The organism is Acidimicrobiales bacterium, from assembly GCA_041394245.1.
Lineage (GTDB): Bacteria > Actinomycetota > Acidimicrobiia > Acidimicrobiales > Aldehydirespiratoraceae > JAJRXC01.
The window spans coordinates 2,889,936-2,907,780 of the sequence record JAWKIR010000002.1; the positions used below are offsets into that span (position 1 = coordinate 2,889,936).

The following is a 17,845-nucleotide window of genomic DNA, read 5'->3' on the forward strand; positions in this document are numbered from 1 at the left end:
AGTGTCGGCTATTGGGCGAGAGCCCGGGCGATGCCGACGCGTTGTTGCTGGCCACCCGACAGGTTCGACGCCCGCACGTAGGCCTTCTCGACGATGCCGACCCGTTCGAGGGCCTCGAGGGCGATCTCGCGATCGGCCGCCGGCCACAGGCCGATGGTCGAGCGCCAGGCGGGCACGTTGCTGAGGCGGCCCATGAGCACATTGTTGAGCACGGTCGTGCGCTCGGCGAGGTTGAAGGTCTGGAAGATCATGCCGATGCGCGAGCGCACCTGGCGAAGGGCCGCTCCCGAGGCACCCACCACCTCGATGCCGTCGACCTTCGCCGAACCGCTGGTGGCGGGGACCAGCCCGTTGAGGACGCGCAGCAGGGTGGACTTGCCCGCGCCCGAGAGGCCGACGACCACCACGAACTCACCGTCGTCGATGGTGAGATCGACGTTGCGCAGCGCCTTGACCCCGTCGCGATAGGTGACGGACACGTCCTCGAGTTCGATCATGTGTCGGGCCTGACTCCTCGTGCGGTGGGCCGAACGTGGCACCGGCTGCGGACCTCCTGTCGGGGGTTCCGCAGCCGGTGACCATCACGGGATGGCGGGAGACCCCGCCGAGTGATCAGCCGGGGGGCTCGGTGATACCGAGGGCCGTGGCGGCTTCACGAACGACGTCGAAGTCGGCGTCGTTCGCCGGTGCGATGTCGGTCCAGCTGTAGATCTCGTCGAAGACGGCTTCGCCCTCTTCGGTCTGCAGATACGCATCGATCGCGTCGTAGATGGCGTCCTTCAGCGACTGCGGGAGTGCGGTGCGGACGGCGACGACGTCGTTCGGGATCTCGTCGGTGATCGAGAACACGATGACCTTCTCGCCGACATCGGGGTTGACGTCGTCGATGGTGCTGCGGGCGTCGTCGAAGGACAGGCCGAACTTGGCGCTGCCGTCGTAGACGGCCGTGACCGCGGCATCGTGGCCACCGGTGAAGATGGGGGTGATACCGGTCGCGGGATCGATGCCCAGGTTGGTGAGGTCGAGCGCCGGGAAGAGGTAACCCGAGGTCGAGGTCTCCGAGGTGAAGGCCACGGTCTCGCCGGCGACCGACGACAGGTCGCCGATGCAGCTCGTGCCGGAGCTGATCACGTCGCCGTTGTCGTTGACCTTGCCGAACTGGGGACCGTCGTCGCCGAACTCCACACCGACCTGCAGGGCCACTGCTTCGAGTGCCGGGACCTGGACGATCTCGCCGTTCTGGTTCTCGAGGGCGGTCGCCTCGGCGAGGGTGCCCTCCTGACAAACGGACGGGTCGTTGGTGAACCACTGGCCGTGGTAGGTGGCCGAGCCGAAGCGCACCGACTGGATCAGGGGCTCGATGTTGCCGAACTGGTCCTTGCCGAGCGTGTAGCCGAACGGGCCGAAGGCGCCGAGGTCGGTCTGGTCGGTTCCCATCGAGGTGACGAGGCCGGTGTAGTCGGTGGTGACCACGCCGTTGACGGTGATGCCGAGGGCCTCCTCGAGGACTGCGATGAACGGGTCGATGTTGTCCTGCAGCGTCGCCTGGTCCTGGCTGGGAACGAAGCCGAACGTGATCGACTCGGGCCAGTCGGCCATGTCGTCGTCGGCCATGTCGCCGCTGTCGTCGGCCATGTCGCCACTGTCGTCGCTCATGTCGTCGCTGGCGCTGTCGTCGGCCATGTCGCCGCTGTCGTCGGCTGAGCTGTCGTCGGCGGCATCGCCGCTGTCGTCGTCGCCGCACGCAGCGGCGAACAACGCGAAGCCGAGCAACAACGCCAGAAAGCGCATCATTGTCTTGTTCATGTGGTCCCTCCAGGGATGTGGGTTGGAAGCGACCGTAGTCAGCTCGAGCCGGCTTTGCGTCGCCGACCGCGTTACGTGCCTGTGAACGCCGCCCGGCGGTCGACGATCTCCTGGAAGTCGGCCCAGTCGTAGACGTCGATCGCGCCGGCGATCGGGCGGTTCCACGGGCGGACGTATCGGCACACCTCGGCGTCGGGGTGGGCGCCGGTGAGGGCCTCGAGGTTGTGGTCGGCATCGTCGAGGTACACGTCGCAGGTGACCTGGGTCTTGTCGTCGAGGATGTGGATTTCCGTCGACGGGATGCGGTGGCGGGCCAGCCAGTCGTAGGTGTCGTGGACCGAGAAATGCGGCTTGGTGGTGAGGATCACCAGGTGGTGACCGGCGCCGCGCAGTGCGTGGAGGGCGTCGAGCGCACCCTCGTAGGGCTCCAATCCGTGGAACAGGCTGCGTCCGTCGGCACACGTCTCCGCCCACTTCCAGAACGCGGACATGCTGGGGAAGTGGCTGAGGGAGGTGGGTGCATCCCACTCGACGACGTCGTCGGCGCGGAGTTCGCGCTCGAGGTGCTCGGGAAAGTCGCGGTTGTAGCGAGTGGTCCAGCCATGGTTGAAGTCGGCGACCACGCCGTCGAGATCGATGCCGAGTCGGAGTTTGCGCACAGACCAACTCTCGCAGCTCGGCTCCGATGTGGCACCCTCGGGGTATGTCCCGGCCATCTCGCCCGTTCGTGTTCGGCGTCGACCTGGACGGCGTCGTGGCCGACTACACCGCGGGCTTTCGCGAGATCGTGGCGGAGGATCGCGGGGTCGATCCGGCGACCCTTCCCGTCGAGCGTTCGTGGGACTTCCACGAGTGGGGACTCGACGCCGACGAGTTCAACCGGCTCCACAACTACGCCGTCAACGAGCGCCGCATGCTCGCGACATTGCCTGCGTTCGACGGCGCGGCCGACGCGCTGTGGCGTCTCTCCGATGCCGGGATCTGGATCCGTGTCGTCACCCACCGGCTCTATGTGAACTGGGGTCACGCCGCCGCGATCAACGACACCGTCACCTGGCTCGACGTCAACCGGATCCCGTATCGCGACATCTGCTTCCTGGGCGCCAAGCCCGAGGTCGAGGCCGACTGCTACATCGACGACGCGCCGCACAACATCGAGCAACTGCGCGCCGCGGGCAATGATGTCATCGTGTTCGATCAGCCCTACAACGTCGACTTCGACGGCCTCCGGGCCCGCGACTGGCGAGAGGTCGAGGCGATCGTGGTCGAACTCGCGGCGGCCAAGGCCGGTGCCGTCGAGGTGCAGCTGCCGGGGATCGAACCGGGTGCCGATCGGCTGACGCGTCGAGTCGGCCCGGCGTAGCCTCTTCATCATGAGCACAGATGCAGACAGCGGCAGCGACTACGAACCGAGCGCGTGGGGATGGGTGGCCGACCAGGTCGCCGAGTACGAGGCTTCGGGTGGCGAGCGGGCCAACACGCTGATGGACACGGGCATCCCGATCGTGGTCACCACGATGGTGGGGCACAAGAGCGGCAAGGTCCGCAAGGTGCCGTTGATGCGGGTCGAGCACGAGGGCGAGTACGCACTCATCGCCTCGAAGGCGGGCATGCCGCACCATCCGGGCTGGTACTACAACCTCGTCGACGCCACGCACGTCACGGTGCAGGACGGCCCCGAGCCGAAGAACTACACCGTCCGCGAAGTCACCGGCGCCGAGCGCGACGAGTGGTACGCCCGTGGGGTCGCGGTCTATCCGGACTATGCCGACTACGCCGTGTCCGCGGCCGAACACGGCCGGGTCATCCCGGTGTTCGTCGCCACACCCGTGTAGGGGTCAGAGGCCGCCGGCCGACAGTGCGTTGGCGATGCGGTTGAACGTCTGCACCAGGCCGAGGTGTTCGGTTTCGAAACGAGAGAGCGACTCCTCGAGGCTCTCGATGAGGTTCGGATCGTCGTCCTCGTTCTCGTCGGCCTCGACCTCGATCCGTCGAACCAGTTCCGCGAGGTGGGAGCGGTCGTCGTCGCCCAAGCCGTCGGCGGCGGCGATCGCCGACCGCAGCTCGTCGAGCAGTTCCTCCATGTCGCGGTCTTCGGTCTCGCTCACCACATCCCCCTCGGTCGCGTACATCAGCCCTTGCCGGTCAGCCCTGTTTCTACTCGCTCCCACCCGCCACAGCGGTGTCAGACACCCGCCACAGCGGTGTCAGACACCTGCCACGAGGTGGTGGGAGACTGCGTCGGTGTCCGATCTGCGCATGAACCAGACCATCGATCTGCTGCGGGAACTGATTCGCAACGAGTGTGTCAACGACGGCACGGCGGCGTCGGGCCAGGAGGTGCGCAACGCCGATGTGTTGCAGCATTGGCTGGAGGGATCGGGGCTCGATCTCCAGCGCTACGAGCCGGCGCCCGGCCGGGTGTCGCTCGTGTCGCGTATCGAGGGCACCGACCCGAGCGCGCCGAGCCTGTGCCTGATGGGACACACCGACGTGGTGCCGGTGAATCGCGACGGCTGGAGTCGCGACCCGTTCGGTGGCGAACGAGTCGTGTCGCCTGCCGGCATCGACGAGGTGTGGGGCAGGGGCGCGGTCGACATGTTGAACCTCACCGCGTCGATGGCCGTCGCGTTCCGTGAGCTGGCGCGCAGCGGGTTCCGGCCGCGGGGTGACCTCATCTTCTTCGCCGTTGCCGACGAGGAGTCGGGGAGCGCGCACGGCGCTCGGTGGATGGCCGACCACGAACGCGACGCCATCTTCGCCGACTACGTGCTCACCGAGAACGGCGGGCTCCACTCGGGGTCCCCGGAGGCACCGAGGATCGGCATCAACGTGGCCGAGAAGGGAGTGGCGTGGCGGCGGCTACGGGTCAAGGGCACACCCGGTCACGGGTCGCGGCCCTATCGCGGCGACAACGCGTTGGTGAAGGCCGCCGCCGTCATCCAGCGAATCGCCGACTACCGACCGCCGCCGCGATTCCACGAGCTCTGGCCGCAGCAGGTGGCCACCATGGACGTCGACGACGACACCAAGGCGGCGATGCTCGATCCCGACCGACTCGACGATCTGCTCGCCGAGCTTCCCCACGCCCCGCATGCGTCGCACCTCTACTCGTGCACGCACACCACCTTCTCGCCGAACCTGATCGCGGGCGGCGACGGCAGCCGGATGAAGACCAACGTCATCCCCGACTCGGTCGACATCGACGTCGACATTCGCACGATGCCCGGCGACACCACCGACGAGGTGCGGGCCCATCTCGACACGGCGCTCGGTGACCTTGCCGACGAGGTCCACGTCGACGTGATCATGAACGACCCGGCCAGCACGAGCCCGTCCGACACGCCCCTGTGGCAGAGCCTGCAGCGGGCGGTCGAGAAGCCGTTCCCGGGTGCACGGTTGGCCCCCCAGTTCGTCGTCGGGTTCACCGATTCGCGGATCTACCGGGAGATGGGAGCGGTGGCGTACGGCGCAGGGCTGTTCAGCCCCGAGCTCGATGTCGGTTCGTTCGGGCAGCGCTTCCACGGCAACGACGAACGCATCGACGTCGAGTCACTGCGACTCAGCACCGACCTGTTCCACGACGTGGCGAAGGATCTCCTGGGATGAGCACGGCACCACCACCGAGGTCGCGATGGCGCCGCCGACGCAGGTGATCGGCGACATGCTCGATCGTCACGAGCGGATCGAACCGGCGGGGTCGGTCGAGCGAGTCCGCAGCAACCTGCTCCACGGCGTGGAGCACCGGCCCGTGCGGCTGCGCTGACATGGGCGACGATCCCGTCGTCGAGGAGCTTCCACCTGGCCTGGCGCTGGTACGCACGACGCCGGAGTTCACGATCGACACCGTGCCCGCCGGCCTGCTCGGTGCGCATCGCGTGGCCGACGACGTGTGGGGCGTGCTGCGCGTGAATCGCGGCACGGTGGTCTTCGTGCTCGAAGACACCGGCGTGCGGCGGTCGTTGACGACGAACGACGCGCAGGTGATCGAACCCGGGGTGTTGCACCACGTCGAGCCCTCGGCCGACGCCCGTTTCGTCGTCGAGTTCCACCGCTAGGTCCGTCTCGCTCGCGGTGCTCGCGGGCGGACTGTGGTCAACTGGTTCCGAACCCGACGAGAGGGGCCTCCGTGGCGGACAGGAACGTACTCATCACCGGTACCTCGACGGGGATCGGTGCGGCCTGCGTGCAACGCATGGCGGGCTCGGGGTGGCGGGTCTACGCCGGTGTCCGACGCGAAGAGGACGGCGAACGCCTCGCCGCCGACGCCGACGCCGGCGCCGCGGGCGAGGTCGTCCCCGTCCTCCTCGATGTCGTCGATCGGGGGCACGTCGACGCCGCCCTGGCCCGGATCCGCGACGAGGCGGGCGTGCTGCACGGGTTGGTGAACAACGCGGGGATCGGAGTCGGTGGACCGATCGAGCTCCTGACCGACGAGGAGTGGCGCCGCCAGTTCGACGTCAACTTCTTCAGCCTCGTGTCGCTGACCCGAGAAGCGATGCCGCTGATGGAGGACGTCGGCGGCCGGTTCGTCCACATCGGTTCGATCGCCGGACGAGTGTCGCAGCCGGCACTCGGTCCCTATGCCGCGAGCAAGCACGCAGTGGAGGCGTTCAACTGGTCGTTGCGCGGTGAGCTGGCGCGGACGTCGATGAACTCGTCGGTCGTCGAGCCGGGCGAGATCAAGACGGCGATCTGGGACAAGGCCGACGACACGATCGCCGGGTCGGAGGCGCGGATCGATGCTGCGGGGCGGCGGGCTCGCTACGGCTTCCTGATCCAGCGCCAACGGGCGTTCAACGTCGAGGGCCGGGAGAAGGGAATCGATCCGGATCGGGTGGCGCAGGCGGTCGAGCACGCACTCACGGCGTCGAGGCCGAAGGCCCGCTATCTCGTCGGTCCCGACGCCAAGCTGATCGGTCTCATGGCCCGTTTGCCGGACCGCGTGCTCGAGCCGCTGCTCGGTCTCAACGGCCGGCGTCTGGAACGGGCAGGCCGCAAGCTCGTTTGATCGGCGGGGCCCGAGGGCACCTACAGTCGGTGCGGTCCGGGCCGGTGCGGTCCGGTGTCGGCAAGGGGGAATCCGATGGCAGACGACGTGGCGGCGCTCGACGTCGACGGGGTGTTGCGCACCGCGTCGGAACGGGCCGGAGGGCTCGACGACCTCGACGACGGACCGGGCGGTTCGTTCATGGAGGGACTCGGTCGCTTGGTCGACTCGCTGTCCGCCGAGGCGCAACTCAACGACATCGGCCGGATCATCAGCAACGAACGGATGTTGCTCCACACGGTCAACCGCCTCCACTATGTCGACGATCGCAAGCGCCATCCGGACATCGCGACGCAGAAGATCGTGCGTCCGGTGTTCATCATCGGCATGCCTCGAACGGGTACGACGATCCTGCACGACATCCTCGCCTGCGACCCCCGCAGTCGGGCCCCGATGACCTGGGAGGTGATGTTCCCGTCGCCGCCACCCGAGGCCGCCACCTTCGACACCGACCCCCGCATCGCCCAGTGCGCGGCGACGATGCCCGACCGCGACATGCAGCTGCCCGGCTTCGACGCGATCCATCCGATGGGTCCGCAGCTGACACAGGAGTGCGTCGTGCTGATGGGTGAATCGATGTGCACTCCGCTGTTCCACAACCAGTTCCGGGTGCCGAGCTACGAGGACTGGGTCGACACCGAAGCCGATTGGCGTCCGGTCTACGACTTCCATCACCGTCAGCTCCAGCACTTCCAGGCCCGCAACCCCGGCGATCGCTGGGTGCTCAAGACCGGCGCCCACCTGTGGGGTCTCGATCAGCTGCTCGAGACCTACCCCGACGCCCGCATCGTGTTCACCCATCGCGACCCGGTGAAGTCGATGACCTCCTACTCGAGTCTCACGTCGATCGTGCGTCGGGTCGGCAGCGACGCCGTCGACCCGATCGAGGTGGCCGACGACTGGATCGACCGACTGCGGAGGGTCCTCCTGCGCGGTATCGAGATCCGTCAGGCCCGCGAGTACCCCGACGCGATCTTCTACGACATGTACTTCCCCGACTTCATCTCGGATCAGTTCACCGAGGTCGAGAAGATCTACGAGGCGCTCGACCTGCCGATGTCGGGCGAGGGCGCCGACGCGATGAAGGCGTTCATCGACGACAACCCGCCGGGCAAGCACGGTATCCACCGGTATTCGCCCGAGGAGTTCGGTGTCGACCCGGCCCAGGTCCGCGCCGAGTTCCGGACCTACATCGACCACTTCGGATTGACGGAGGAATGATGGCCGAGGACGTGACGATGCGGGCCTGGCGGGTCCACGAGTACGGGGCCCCACTCGAGGTGCTGCAGCTCGAGACGGTGCCGGTGCCCGAGCCCGAGGCCGGTGAGGTGCGGGTTCGGGTGCAGGCGATTCCGCTCAACCTCAACGACATCGAGCGCATCACCGGCGGCAACATGATGGCCCCGCCCGAGTTCCCCTACAGCCCGGGCATGGAGGTCATGGGTGTGGTCGACGCGTGTGGTCCCGGTGCCGAGGCCTGGCAGGGTCGGCGGGTGGTGGCGACCACGCGGCGGGCGTTCGGCGGGTTCGCCGAGCAGGCGATCTGCTCGACCCCCGCGGTGTTCGACATGCCCGACGACATCCCACTCCCCGACGCAGCCGCCCTCTATTTCCCGTTCCACCTCGCGTGGTTGGGCTTGTTCGACCGGGCCGAGTTGAAGGCCGGCGAGAGCGTGTTGATCCATGCCGCAGCCGGTGGTTCGGGCTCGGCCGCCGTGCAGCTCGCCGCCAACGCCGGAGCCCGGGTGTTCGCGACCGCGGGGACCGACGAGAAGGTGCAGCAGTGCCTCGACCTCGGCGCCGACGTCGCGATCAACTACGCCGACACCGACTTCGCCGAGATCGTGTTGGCCGAGACCGACAATCGGGGCGTCGACGTGGTGTTCGACAACGTCGGCGAGGCGGTGATGGAGCAGTCCATGAAGTGCACCGCCTACAACGGGCGCTACCTCATGATGGGCTTCGCCTCGAACAAGACGGTGGCCGACGAGCCCTTCATCGTTCCCCGTCGCGTTGCGCTCGGGAACTTCAAGCTCTGTGGTGTGCTGCTCAACTATGCCGGCGACGACATGATCCAGATGATGAAGACGGCGCTCGGCTGGAACGTCTCGCCCACCGCGTTGGGTGAGCGGATCACGGCCGACATCGTCGACCTGGTCCGGGCGGGGGCGGTGAAGCCGGTGATCGGTTCCGTCGTCGCGTTCGAGGAGCTCCCCGGCTTGATCGACGACATGGCCAACCGTCGCACCACCGGCCGCGCCATCGTGATGGTTGACTGAGTCGTCGAAGGACCAAGGGGAGACATGGACACACGCACGATCGGTTCGCTCGAGGTCTCGGTGGTGGGGCTGGGGTGCAACAACTTCGGTATGCGCATCGATGCCGACCAGACGAAGGCCGTGGTCGACGCCGCGATCGACGCGGGGATCACCTACTTCGACACGGCCGAGGCCTACGGCGGCGGGAAGTCCGAGGAGTTCCTCGGCGCCGCGCTCGTCGGTCGCCGTGACCGGGTCCACATCGCCACCAAGTGGGGCATGCGCCCGGCGGAGGACGGCGCTCCGGCCAACGGCAGCCGCGACGCGGTGCGGACCGCGATCGAGGGGAGCCTGCGGCGGCTCGGGACCGACTACATCGATCACTACCAGTTCCACAATCCCGACGCCGACACGCCGATCGCCGAGACGTTGGCCGCGCTGGCCGAGCTCGTGGCCGAGGGGAAGGTGCGTGAGGTGGGGTGCTCGAACTTCAGCGCCGCACAACTCGACGAAGCGGCGGCGGCCGGGCCGATCCCGTTCGCGACGGTCCAGAACCACTACAGCCTGCTCACGCGTGACCCGGAGACCAACGGTGTGCTCGACGCGTGCCGTCGTCACTCGATCGGGTTCGTGCCGTACTTCCCGCTCGAGTCGGGCCTGCTGACCGGCAAGTACCGGGACGGCGAGGATCTGCCCGAGGGAAGCCGGCTCGCTGCCTGGGGCGACCGGGCCGGCACGTTCATCACCGACGAGCGGCTGGCCACCGTCGCCGCGATCTCCGAATGGGCGGCCGACCGAGGCCACACCGTGCTCGACGCGGCGATGAGCTGGCTGACGAGCAACCCGCAGGTCGCAACCGTCATCTCGGGGGCGACCAAGGTCGAGCAGGTTCGGGGCAACGTGGCTGCGGGCGGCTGGGCGATGACCGCCGACGAGCGATCCGAGCTCGAGGCGCTGCTGAGTTGATCGGAGCCCCGGTCAGAGCACGTCGAAGGTGAGCCCGGCGTGGGCCTGCAGCGCCTCGATCAGGGTGTCGCCGAGGGCCGTCGACGGCGTCCAGAAGCCGCCGGCCACGCCGGCCTCGCCATCGCGGGGAAGATGCAGCAGCGTGACCGCGCACTCGCCGAGCATCCTGGCGGTCGACCCGTAGCCGGGGTCGCGGTCGCCGGTGACCTTCGTGGCGATCGTGCGACCGCTCGCCGTGGTGCCGAAGAAGCGGATGTCGAAGAAGCCCTTCTCCTGCGCTTCGGGACTCGGGCCGTCACCCGGCTTGGGCAGCACGAACCGGTTGAGGAGGCGGCGTGCCGGTCGGAGTGCGGCGATGCCGACAAAGCCGCCGAGGCCGCCGGCGAGGCCGGCCGCCTTGGCCGCGCCCTTCGGGCCGGCCCCCATCATCATCGCCTCGTCGTAGAGGAAGTCGTCGCCCCACGGACGGCCGAGCAGTGCATGGCTGCGGTGCACGACCCGGGTGTTGATCGCCGCCATCACGAACGGGGCGATCCATTCGCCGGATGCCTCGTCGTTCTTCGGCACCAGCACATTGGGCTGGTCGACCCCGCTCCGCATGCCGTCGGGCGCGAGCGCGTAGGGGTTGGCGAGCATCTTGCGGAGCGCCGGGTCGCCCGCGGTCTCCTCCAGAACGTTCATCATGCTGGCGATCGTGCCGCCGCTCGCTCCGCCCCTCATGGCCTTGACCCTCATGGCGATCGTCGTGCACGGCTCGCCGAACTCCTCGATGGCGGCGTGCTGCGTGAACCACACGCCGAGGTCGGAGGGGATCGAGTCGAAGCCGCAGGTGTGCACGATGCGGGCGCCGCTCGCCTGGGCCGTCGCGTAGTGGGCGTCGATCATCTTCTGCATCCATTGCGGTTCGCCGGTGAGGTCGCAGTAGTCGGTTCCGGCGGCCGCACACGCGGCGACGAGCTCGGATCCGTAGAGCGCATAGGGCCCGACCGTCGAGACCACGACCCGGGTCGAATCGGCGAGTGACGCCATGTCGGTGGCGCTCGACGCGTCGGCCACGATCTGCGGCACCGTGGCGCCGGTGGCAGCGGCAACAGCGTCGAGCTTGGCGGTGCTGCGACCGGCGATGGCCCACCGAAGCCCGCCCGGGTCAGTGCCGGGTCCAGGGCCGATGCCGTGGCGGTCGACCAGATACCGGCAGAGAATCTGGCCGACGAAGCTGGTGGCGCCGAACAGCACGATGTCGAACGGTCGGTCGTCGCGAGATGTCATGGACCCCGAGGCTACGGGCGGGACGGGGTCCCAGTGATCAGCAGAATCAGCGTCTCGGTCGCCTTCGCGATGTTTGCATCGGGAGTGACGTTCTCAGGGAGTGCCACTGAGCGGCGTGACGATGGCACCAAGCTCATTCCCGTCGAGAGCCCTCCGCCCGTGAACGATCCTCCGCCTCGCGCAACTTGTACCACTCTGCGTGGCTGTGTAGCCTCCCGCCCCTGGCCTGTTCGGGGGCAGGTCGAGGGGTTGGGCGATGGTTGCACGGGTCAGGATTCTGATCGTTCTCGCGGTGTTGGCCGCCGGAATGGGAACCGCGAGCGGGGCATCAGCCCAAAGTGACGGCGAGGTCCCGGCCGGCGATCCGCCGATCGTCGATGGGCTGCTGGACTCGGCGCTTCGCGACCTCGTCGCCAATGCCGGATCCTCGCGCTCCACGTCCGCGGGGACCGTGCTCGTCGAGGCGCATTACAACGTGGGGTCGGCTCAGGCCCGTGCCCTGGTCGAGGGCGCCGGTGGTGTGATCACCGGTGAGGTTCCCGGCTGGCTCATCGAGGCCTCGGTGCCGGTGGGCAACCTCGAAGCCCTCGAGGCGGAGGCCGGGATCGACTTCCTGCGTCTGCCCGGGGCCAGCTCCCCGATCTTCGACCCGCCGTCACCCGAACCCGGGCCGGGCCAGGCGGTCAGCGGCCAGCACGTGGTCGAATCGAACGCCGACGACTGGCACGCGGCCGGATACGACGGCGCCGGCATCAAGGTCGGCATCATCGACTTGTTCAACCTTCCCGACTGGAACAACGCCGTCGCGAGTGGGGATCTTCCGGCTGTCAGCGGCACCTTCTGTCGGTGGTCGGGTTCGTCCTGCAACGTCTGGAGTGTGTTCGCGACCGTGGCAACACACGGCAACAACGTGGCCGAGATCATCCACGACATGGCGCCTTCTGCGGAGCTCTACATCGCGTCGGTGTCGACAGCATCCGACTTCCAGGCCGCGGTCGACTGGTTCGACAGCAACGATGTCGACATCATCAGCCAGTCGCAGACGAACCGGTACGACGGTCCTGGCGACGGCACCGGACCGTTCGGCTCGGTCGTCGACGATGCCGTCTCCAAGGGGATGGCCTGGTTCAATGCAGCCGGCAACAACAGCGGCACCACGGGCAACGGCTCCTACTGGCGAGGCACCTGGACCGACACCGACAACGACGGCTGGATGAACTTCAACGGCGGCGACGAGGACCTGCAGTTCTGGGCCACGTTCCAGAACGGCGTCCGATGGGACGACTGGGGCGAAGCCGGCGTCACCGACTTCAACATCTGCGTCTACAGCAACCCGAATGCGGTCGGACTGCGCGGTTGCAGCTCGAACAGCCAGGTTGGTGGTGCCGACCCGCTGGAGGTCGTGACGAATCTGGCCTATCAAAGCTCGGCCAATTACCTCCGCATCCAGCTCGTTGACCCAGGTGCCGGCGCCGGCACCGACACCATCGAGTTCATGCAGAACGGCGGCGGGGTCGAAGCCTCGTCCAATCCGGGCAACGCCGGAGGACCCTTCTCCGACTCGGCCAACGCCGGGGCGATGTCGATCGGTGCGATCGATCCGGCCACCGGGAACAACATCGCCGGCTACAGCTCCTGGGGTCCGACCAACGACTTTCGCACGAAGCCGGACATGGCGGGACAGGCGTGCCTCACGACGAGCCTCACACCCTGCTTCGACGGGACCAGCTCGGCGACGCCGGTCGTTGCCGGCGCCGCTGCCCTGATCCTGCAGAGCCGGCGGACCACCACGCCCGCCGGTGTCGTGTCGTATCTTCGCAACCAGTCGACGGTCGATCGCGGTGCAGCCGGGGTCGACAACATCTACGGCTGGGGTGAGCTTCTCCTGCCCGCGCCCTGCGCGATCGACACCCACGAAGACAACGACACACAGGCGACCGCCACCTCGATGGCCAACGGCACGGTGCTTTCCGCCTCGGTCTGCGTGGGCGACCCGGACTGGTATTCGTTGCGGGTCACCGAAGGTCAGGACATCTCGGTCGATCTGACCTTCGATCACGCCAACGGTGATGTCGACGTCAAACTCTTCGATCCGTCCGGCCAGCTCGTCGGCTCGTCGACGTCTGGCTCCAGCAACGAGAGCATCACACACACGGCCCTCGCGAGCGGTCTCTACGCCGCTCAGGTCTACGGCTTCGGTGGGGCGGAGAACACCTATCAGATCGACATGCATCGTTCGATCTGTCCGGTCGACGATGCGTTCGAGGTCAACAACTCGCAGGCGACCGCAACGCCGCTCACCGATGGCGTGTCCGTTTCGGCCATCGCCTGCGACATCGCGGGCCCGACCGCCTACGACGTCGATTGGTACTCGTTGCCGGTGCAGGCCGGCGACACGGTCACTGCGACGGCCGAGTTCATCCACGACGGCGGCGACTTGACTGCGATTCTCTATGACCCGTCGGGTCTGACGCAGCTCGGTATCGGGACCTCGACGACCGACAACGAGGTCGTCGCCAGTGTCGCCGAGGAGGACGGGGCGTACGCGGTCCTCGTCTTCGGCGCCGGCAACGAGGAGAACGAGTACACGATGACGATGTCGGCGAGTTGTGTCGATGACGCGTTGGAGGACAACGACACCCGGTCGACGGCGACGGCATTGGCGAACGGGTCGTCGCAGAGCGGGGTGCAGTGTCCGGCTGATGATGACTGGTTCTCTCTCGATGTGGCGGCTGGCCTCGATGTCACAGTCGATCTCGCGTTCGTGGATGCCTACGGCGATCTCGATGTGCGGTTGTTCGATCCGTCGGGGTCCGAGGTTGCCTCGGCGACTTCGGGAACCGACAACGAGTCGATCGTGCACACGGCGCTGTCGGACGGCACGTACACCGCTCGGGTGTATGGCTATCTGGGGGCGCAGAACGTCTATGACATCACGATGTCGAAGTCGATCTGTCCGGGCGACGACACGATGGAACCCAACAACACGCAGGCGACTGCGACACCGTTGGGGAGTGGCGTGACGCAGGCGGCGATCGCGTGTGACGTCGACTGGTACTCGATTCCGGTGGTGGCCGGCGAGACGGTCAGCGCCGATGTCGAGTTCGCTGATGCGGCGGGCGATCTCAGCATCGCGTTGTACAACCCTTCGGGTTCGACGCAGGTGTCGAACAGCGTGTCCACGACCGACAACGAGTCGTTGAGTCATGTGGCGACCGAGACCGGCGACTACGGCCTGGTCGTCTTCGGGGCGGGCGGGGCCCAGAACGTGTACGACGTGACATTGTCGACGGTGTGCACCGATGACGGGTTCGAGGAGAACGACACCCGGGCGACGGCGACGCCGCTGTCCAATGACGTGGCCGTAGCCGGGCGTGTGTGTTCCGGTGACGATGACTGGTTCTCGATCCCGGCCGTGTCGGGTCAACTGGTGACGGCAGTGGTCGATTTCGTCCATGCCGACGGTGACCTCGACATCAGCTTGGTCGACCCGGCCGGGACCGAGGTGGAGTTCTCGACATCGACGAGCGATGGCGAGGCGATCACGTGGACGGCGGCGTCTTCAGGGACCTACAGCTTGGTGGTGTTCGGCTACAACGGAGCGGCGAACGACTACACCGTGTCGATGAAAGCAGGAGCACATCCGCGGGTTCGTCCGTTCGGTGCGGTGGCGAACCCGGAGGGCGACACGGGATCACAGATCGCGGATCTGTACCTGTACCTCGAGGATGCGTCAGGTCAACCGTACGCGTCGCCCACACCAGTGACGGTGTCGTGGACCACGCTCGATATTCCGAGCAATCCGCTGGTCGCGCATCCGGGTGAGGATTTCGTGGCGGCGTCGGGGGTGGCGACGTTCTTGCCGGGGGAGACGATCACGACGGTGCCGGTGGAGGTGTTGGGTGACACGGTCGACGAGCCGCCGCTGCTCTATGGCGAGTGGGGCTTGTGGACGGTGAGCAACCCGTCGTTGAACGCAAAGATCGACACAACGACCTTCTTCGGAATCGGCCTGCTGATCATCATCGACGACGACTGATCGGAAATCGCAAGCCACCGGGGCCTCACGGCCCTGGTGGGACCAGACCACACTTCGTGCCGACGCCGCCCTGGGAGCGGACTACCGTGCGCTCATGAAGACCCAGGCCTACGCCGACACCGTGGTGCGGCAGCGAGACGCCATCCCCGGGATCTACGGCGACGTCGACTTCTCGATCGTGCCCGAACGCTACGACGCCGGGGCGGCCGTCGACGATGCCCGATTCGCGAAATCGCACGCAGCGGTGCGGCGGGTCTTCGACGACCCGGCCCTCAGGGAGATGGTGCGCGACTACACCATGACCGGCGACCGGGTCGCCGATGCCTACGCCGCCCTGATTCCCGAGTACGGGTTCCGGACGCTCGTCGAGATGCTCGACGCGGCATGTGAGGGTGGTCTCGAGAGCGTCGAGAATGCACCCCCGGAGCTCGCAGCCTTCATCGAGGCGATGGAGGCGACGCCGGATTGGGTCGACATGGCGCTCGTCGAGCAGGGGGCCCGGGCCGAACGCATCCCGATGGCGACCGCCACCCCGTTCGCGATCCGCGGCGCCTTCCTCGCCACGTTCCTCAACAAGTACGCCGCGCTGCCCATGACCATGACGGGCACGCTCTCCGACGCCGCCGCAGCCAAGCGGGTGTTCGAGACGGCGAGCTTCTTCACGGCCACCACCATGCCGGGCGCGCTCGAACGCGACGGCAAGGGATTCCAGGCCGCGGCGAAGGTCCGCCTCATGCACTCGATGGTGCGCTTCCATCTGATGAGCTCCGGAAAGTGGGACGTCGCCACCTACGGGATCCCGATCCCACAGATCGACCAGATGCCGGCGGGGACGATCGGTGTGTTCCTCATGTCGGCGCGGCTCCTCGCGAAGGGCAGGACCGAGTTCACGCCGGCGCAGAAGGCGACCGTCGAACTCGCCCGCTACCGCTGCTTCCTGCTCGGCCTGCCCCAGGATCTGCTCGGCGAAACGCCCCAGGAGATCGTCGACCTGCTCGTCGCCCGCCACGTGTCGTTGCGGGAGGCCTACGACGACGAAGTCTGCGGCGCGCTGGTGCGAGGGACGATGAAGGCGGATCTCTTCGACACCTCGTCGACCAAGGGACGGGTTCACGCGTGGCTCGAGAACGGCTTCTCCCGTTTCGTCCTGATCAACAACTTCCTGGGCGGTGACCGGGCCCGCGCCGAGTCGATCGGCATCACCTTCGGCCGGATGGACAAGGTCGCCGCCGTCTTGTCGATGGGTGTGATCGCGGTCAAGACCGCGTACTACACGCTGGGCGTGCGAGTTCCGCTGCCGGTGGTTTCCGAACGGATCGACGCGCAGCTCAACGCCCGGCTGGCCCGGCTGCTCGACATGTACGGCCACGCCGACTTCGTGACCGACCCGGACCAATACGACCTCAGCGCCGCGCCATAGGTGCCATCGCATCGGATGTGAACGTTCCCCTGCGTCCGGAGCGAGGTTTCGCTCCGTAGGAGGTGGGGAAGGACGTGGCAATGCTCGATTTCGACCGACAATCCGTGGAGATCGGCGAGGGCCGTCTCGCCAAGCTGCGCCGCTTCAACCTGGTGATGGGTCTGGTCCATCTCGTGTCCGGTGCGCTGATGGTGGTGCTCGGCAACGACTTCGAGCTGGAGATCAGCTCGTTCAGCCTGGGCGGCCCCCCGGGCACCCCGCTCGCCGACGGCACCCTCGATTCGGTGATCGGCGTTCCACTCGCGTGGGCGACCGCGTCGTTCCTCTTCCTGTCGGCCTTCTTCCATTTCGTGATCGCCACCGTCGGGTTCCGTGCCTACGGCTCGGAGCTCCGCCACGGGCGCAACCGGTTCCGCTGGGTCGAGTATGCGCTGTCGTCGACGCTGATGATCGTGTTGATCGCGCTCGTCACCGGCATCACCGATCTGGCCGCGCTCATCGCGATCGCGTTCGTGAACGCCTCGATGATCCTCTTCGGCTGGATCATGGAGATGGTCAACGACGCCGACCGCCCGGTCTGGTGGACGCCCTTCTGGTTCGGGTCGATCGCCGGGATCGGTCCGTGGGTCGCCATCGCGACCTATCTCGTGGTCAACCTCAGCCGTGAAGGCGCCGAGGGTCCCCCCGGCTTCGTCTACGGGATCATCGTCACGATCTTCGTGCTGTTCAACATCTTCGCCATCAACCAATGGCTGCAGTACCGCAGGGTCGGCCGTTGGGCCGACTACGTCTACGGCGAGACCGCCTACATCGTGCTCAGCCTCGTGGCGAAGAGTGTCCTGGCATGGCAGATCTTCGTCAACACGCTGATCGATTGATCGGGTCGATCAGCCGCCTGCGGCGATGCGGCCTTCGACGCTGCGATGATCGCGGCGATCCGCGAGGTCCCGGCGCCGGTCGAGTGGGCCGGCTGACCGAGTCGGTCGTTCTCGATGCGATCGTGTTCGATGCGATCGTGGAGGGTTGCCCGCGGGGTC

17 protein-coding genes are annotated in these 17,845 nt (G+C 67.2%); 12 read left to right on the forward strand and 5 right to left on the reverse strand.

What is annotated here, in order from left to right:
* Positions 1–8: 8 nt before the first annotated feature.
* The 3 genes from R2707_14320 to R2707_14330 all read right to left on the reverse strand — a co-directional run bounded on the left by R2707_14320 (position 9) and on the right by R2707_14330 (position 2,465).
* Positions 9–497, reverse strand: coding sequence for an ATP-binding cassette domain-containing protein (locus R2707_14320; GenBank protein MEZ5246273.1), 489 nt, complete (start codon positions 495–497; stop codon positions 9–11).
* A gap of 115 nt (positions 498–612) precedes the next feature.
* Positions 613–1,806 carry a PhnD/SsuA/transferrin family substrate-binding protein gene (locus R2707_14325; protein MEZ5246274.1) on the reverse strand — a complete coding sequence of 398 codons (1,194 nt, stop codon included), beginning with the start codon at positions 1,804–1,806 and terminating at the stop codon, positions 613–615.
* A 71-nt stretch (positions 1,807–1,877) separates the two neighbouring features.
* Positions 1,878–2,465 carry a hypothetical protein gene (locus tag R2707_14330; GenBank protein MEZ5246275.1) on the reverse strand — a complete coding sequence of 196 codons (588 nt, stop codon included), beginning with the start codon at positions 2,463–2,465 and terminating at the stop codon, positions 1,878–1,880.
* A 44-nt stretch (positions 2,466–2,509) separates the two neighbouring features.
* On the opposite strand from R2707_14330, the gene R2707_14335 reads away from it, so the two are divergent.
* Entirely contained in the window at positions 2,510–3,169 is a 660-nt protein-coding gene (locus R2707_14335; GenBank protein ID MEZ5246276.1) for a hypothetical protein, read from the forward strand.
* Between the two features lie 10 nt (positions 3,170–3,179).
* Complete coding sequence (locus tag R2707_14340; GenBank protein MEZ5246277.1) at positions 3,180–3,641, forward strand: nitroreductase family deazaflavin-dependent oxidoreductase; 462 nt, start codon at positions 3,180–3,182, stop codon at positions 3,639–3,641.
* A gap of 3 nt (positions 3,642–3,644) precedes the next feature.
* On the opposite strand, the gene R2707_14345 is transcribed toward R2707_14340, so the two are convergent.
* Positions 3,645–3,914 carry a DUF4404 family protein gene (locus tag R2707_14345; protein MEZ5246278.1) on the reverse strand — a complete coding sequence of 90 codons (270 nt, stop codon included), beginning with the start codon at positions 3,912–3,914 and terminating at the stop codon, positions 3,645–3,647.
* 136 nt (positions 3,915–4,050) lie between these two features.
* Here R2707_14345 and R2707_14350 point away from each other — a divergent pair, with 136 nt between their 5' ends.
* The 7 genes from R2707_14350 (at position 4,051) to R2707_14380 (ending at position 10,080) form a co-directional block, all read left to right on the forward strand.
* Positions 4,051–5,415, forward strand: coding sequence for a M20/M25/M40 family metallo-hydrolase (locus tag R2707_14350; GenBank protein ID MEZ5246279.1), 1,365 nt, complete (start codon positions 4,051–4,053; stop codon positions 5,413–5,415).
* 25 nt (positions 5,416–5,440) lie between these two features.
* Complete coding sequence (locus R2707_14355; protein MEZ5246280.1) at positions 5,441–5,572, forward strand: hypothetical protein; 132 nt, start codon at positions 5,441–5,443, stop codon at positions 5,570–5,572.
* 1 nt (position 5,573) lies between these two features.
* Entirely contained in the window at positions 5,574–5,864 is a 291-nt protein-coding gene (locus R2707_14360; GenBank protein ID MEZ5246281.1) for a DUF1971 domain-containing protein, read from the forward strand.
* Between the two features lie 71 nt (positions 5,865–5,935).
* Entirely contained in the window at positions 5,936–6,817 is an 882-nt protein-coding gene (locus R2707_14365; protein MEZ5246282.1) for an SDR family NAD(P)-dependent oxidoreductase, read from the forward strand.
* Positions 6,818–6,892: 75 nt separating this feature from the next.
* Entirely contained in the window at positions 6,893–8,077 is a 1,185-nt protein-coding gene (locus tag R2707_14370) for a sulfotransferase (GenBank protein ID MEZ5246283.1), read from the forward strand.
* Positions 8,077–9,135, forward strand: coding sequence for a zinc-binding dehydrogenase (locus R2707_14375; GenBank protein MEZ5246284.1), 1,059 nt, complete (start codon positions 8,077–8,079; stop codon positions 9,133–9,135). The genes R2707_14370 and R2707_14375 overlap by 1 nt, the downstream gene beginning before the upstream one ends.
* Before the next feature lie 24 nt (positions 9,136–9,159).
* The gene (locus R2707_14380) at positions 9,160–10,080 is read left to right on the forward strand and encodes an aldo/keto reductase (GenBank protein MEZ5246285.1); all 921 of its coding nucleotides are present in this window, start codon (positions 9,160–9,162) and stop codon (positions 10,078–10,080) included.
* A 12-nt stretch (positions 10,081–10,092) separates the two neighbouring features.
* On the opposite strand, the gene R2707_14385 is transcribed toward R2707_14380, so the two are convergent.
* Positions 10,093–11,349, reverse strand: coding sequence for a saccharopine dehydrogenase NADP-binding domain-containing protein (locus tag R2707_14385; GenBank protein MEZ5246286.1), 1,257 nt, complete (start codon positions 11,347–11,349; stop codon positions 10,093–10,095).
* Between the two features lie 256 nt (positions 11,350–11,605).
* Here R2707_14385 and R2707_14390 point away from each other — a divergent pair, with 256 nt between their 5' ends.
* From R2707_14390 to heR, 3 genes are all read left to right on the forward strand, one after another.
* Positions 11,606–15,388 carry a pre-peptidase C-terminal domain-containing protein gene (locus tag R2707_14390; protein ID MEZ5246287.1) on the forward strand — a complete coding sequence of 1,261 codons (3,783 nt, stop codon included), beginning with the start codon at positions 11,606–11,608 and terminating at the stop codon, positions 15,386–15,388.
* 94 nt (positions 15,389–15,482) lie between these two features.
* On the forward strand, positions 15,483–16,808 hold the full coding sequence (locus R2707_14395; protein MEZ5246288.1) for an oxygenase MpaB family protein: 1,326 nt from the start codon (positions 15,483–15,485) through the stop codon (positions 16,806–16,808).
* A gap of 80 nt (positions 16,809–16,888) precedes the next feature.
* Complete coding sequence (heR, locus tag R2707_14400) at positions 16,889–17,686, forward strand: heliorhodopsin HeR (GenBank protein ID MEZ5246289.1); 798 nt, start codon at positions 16,889–16,891, stop codon at positions 17,684–17,686.
* Positions 17,687–17,845: the final 159 nt, after the last annotated feature.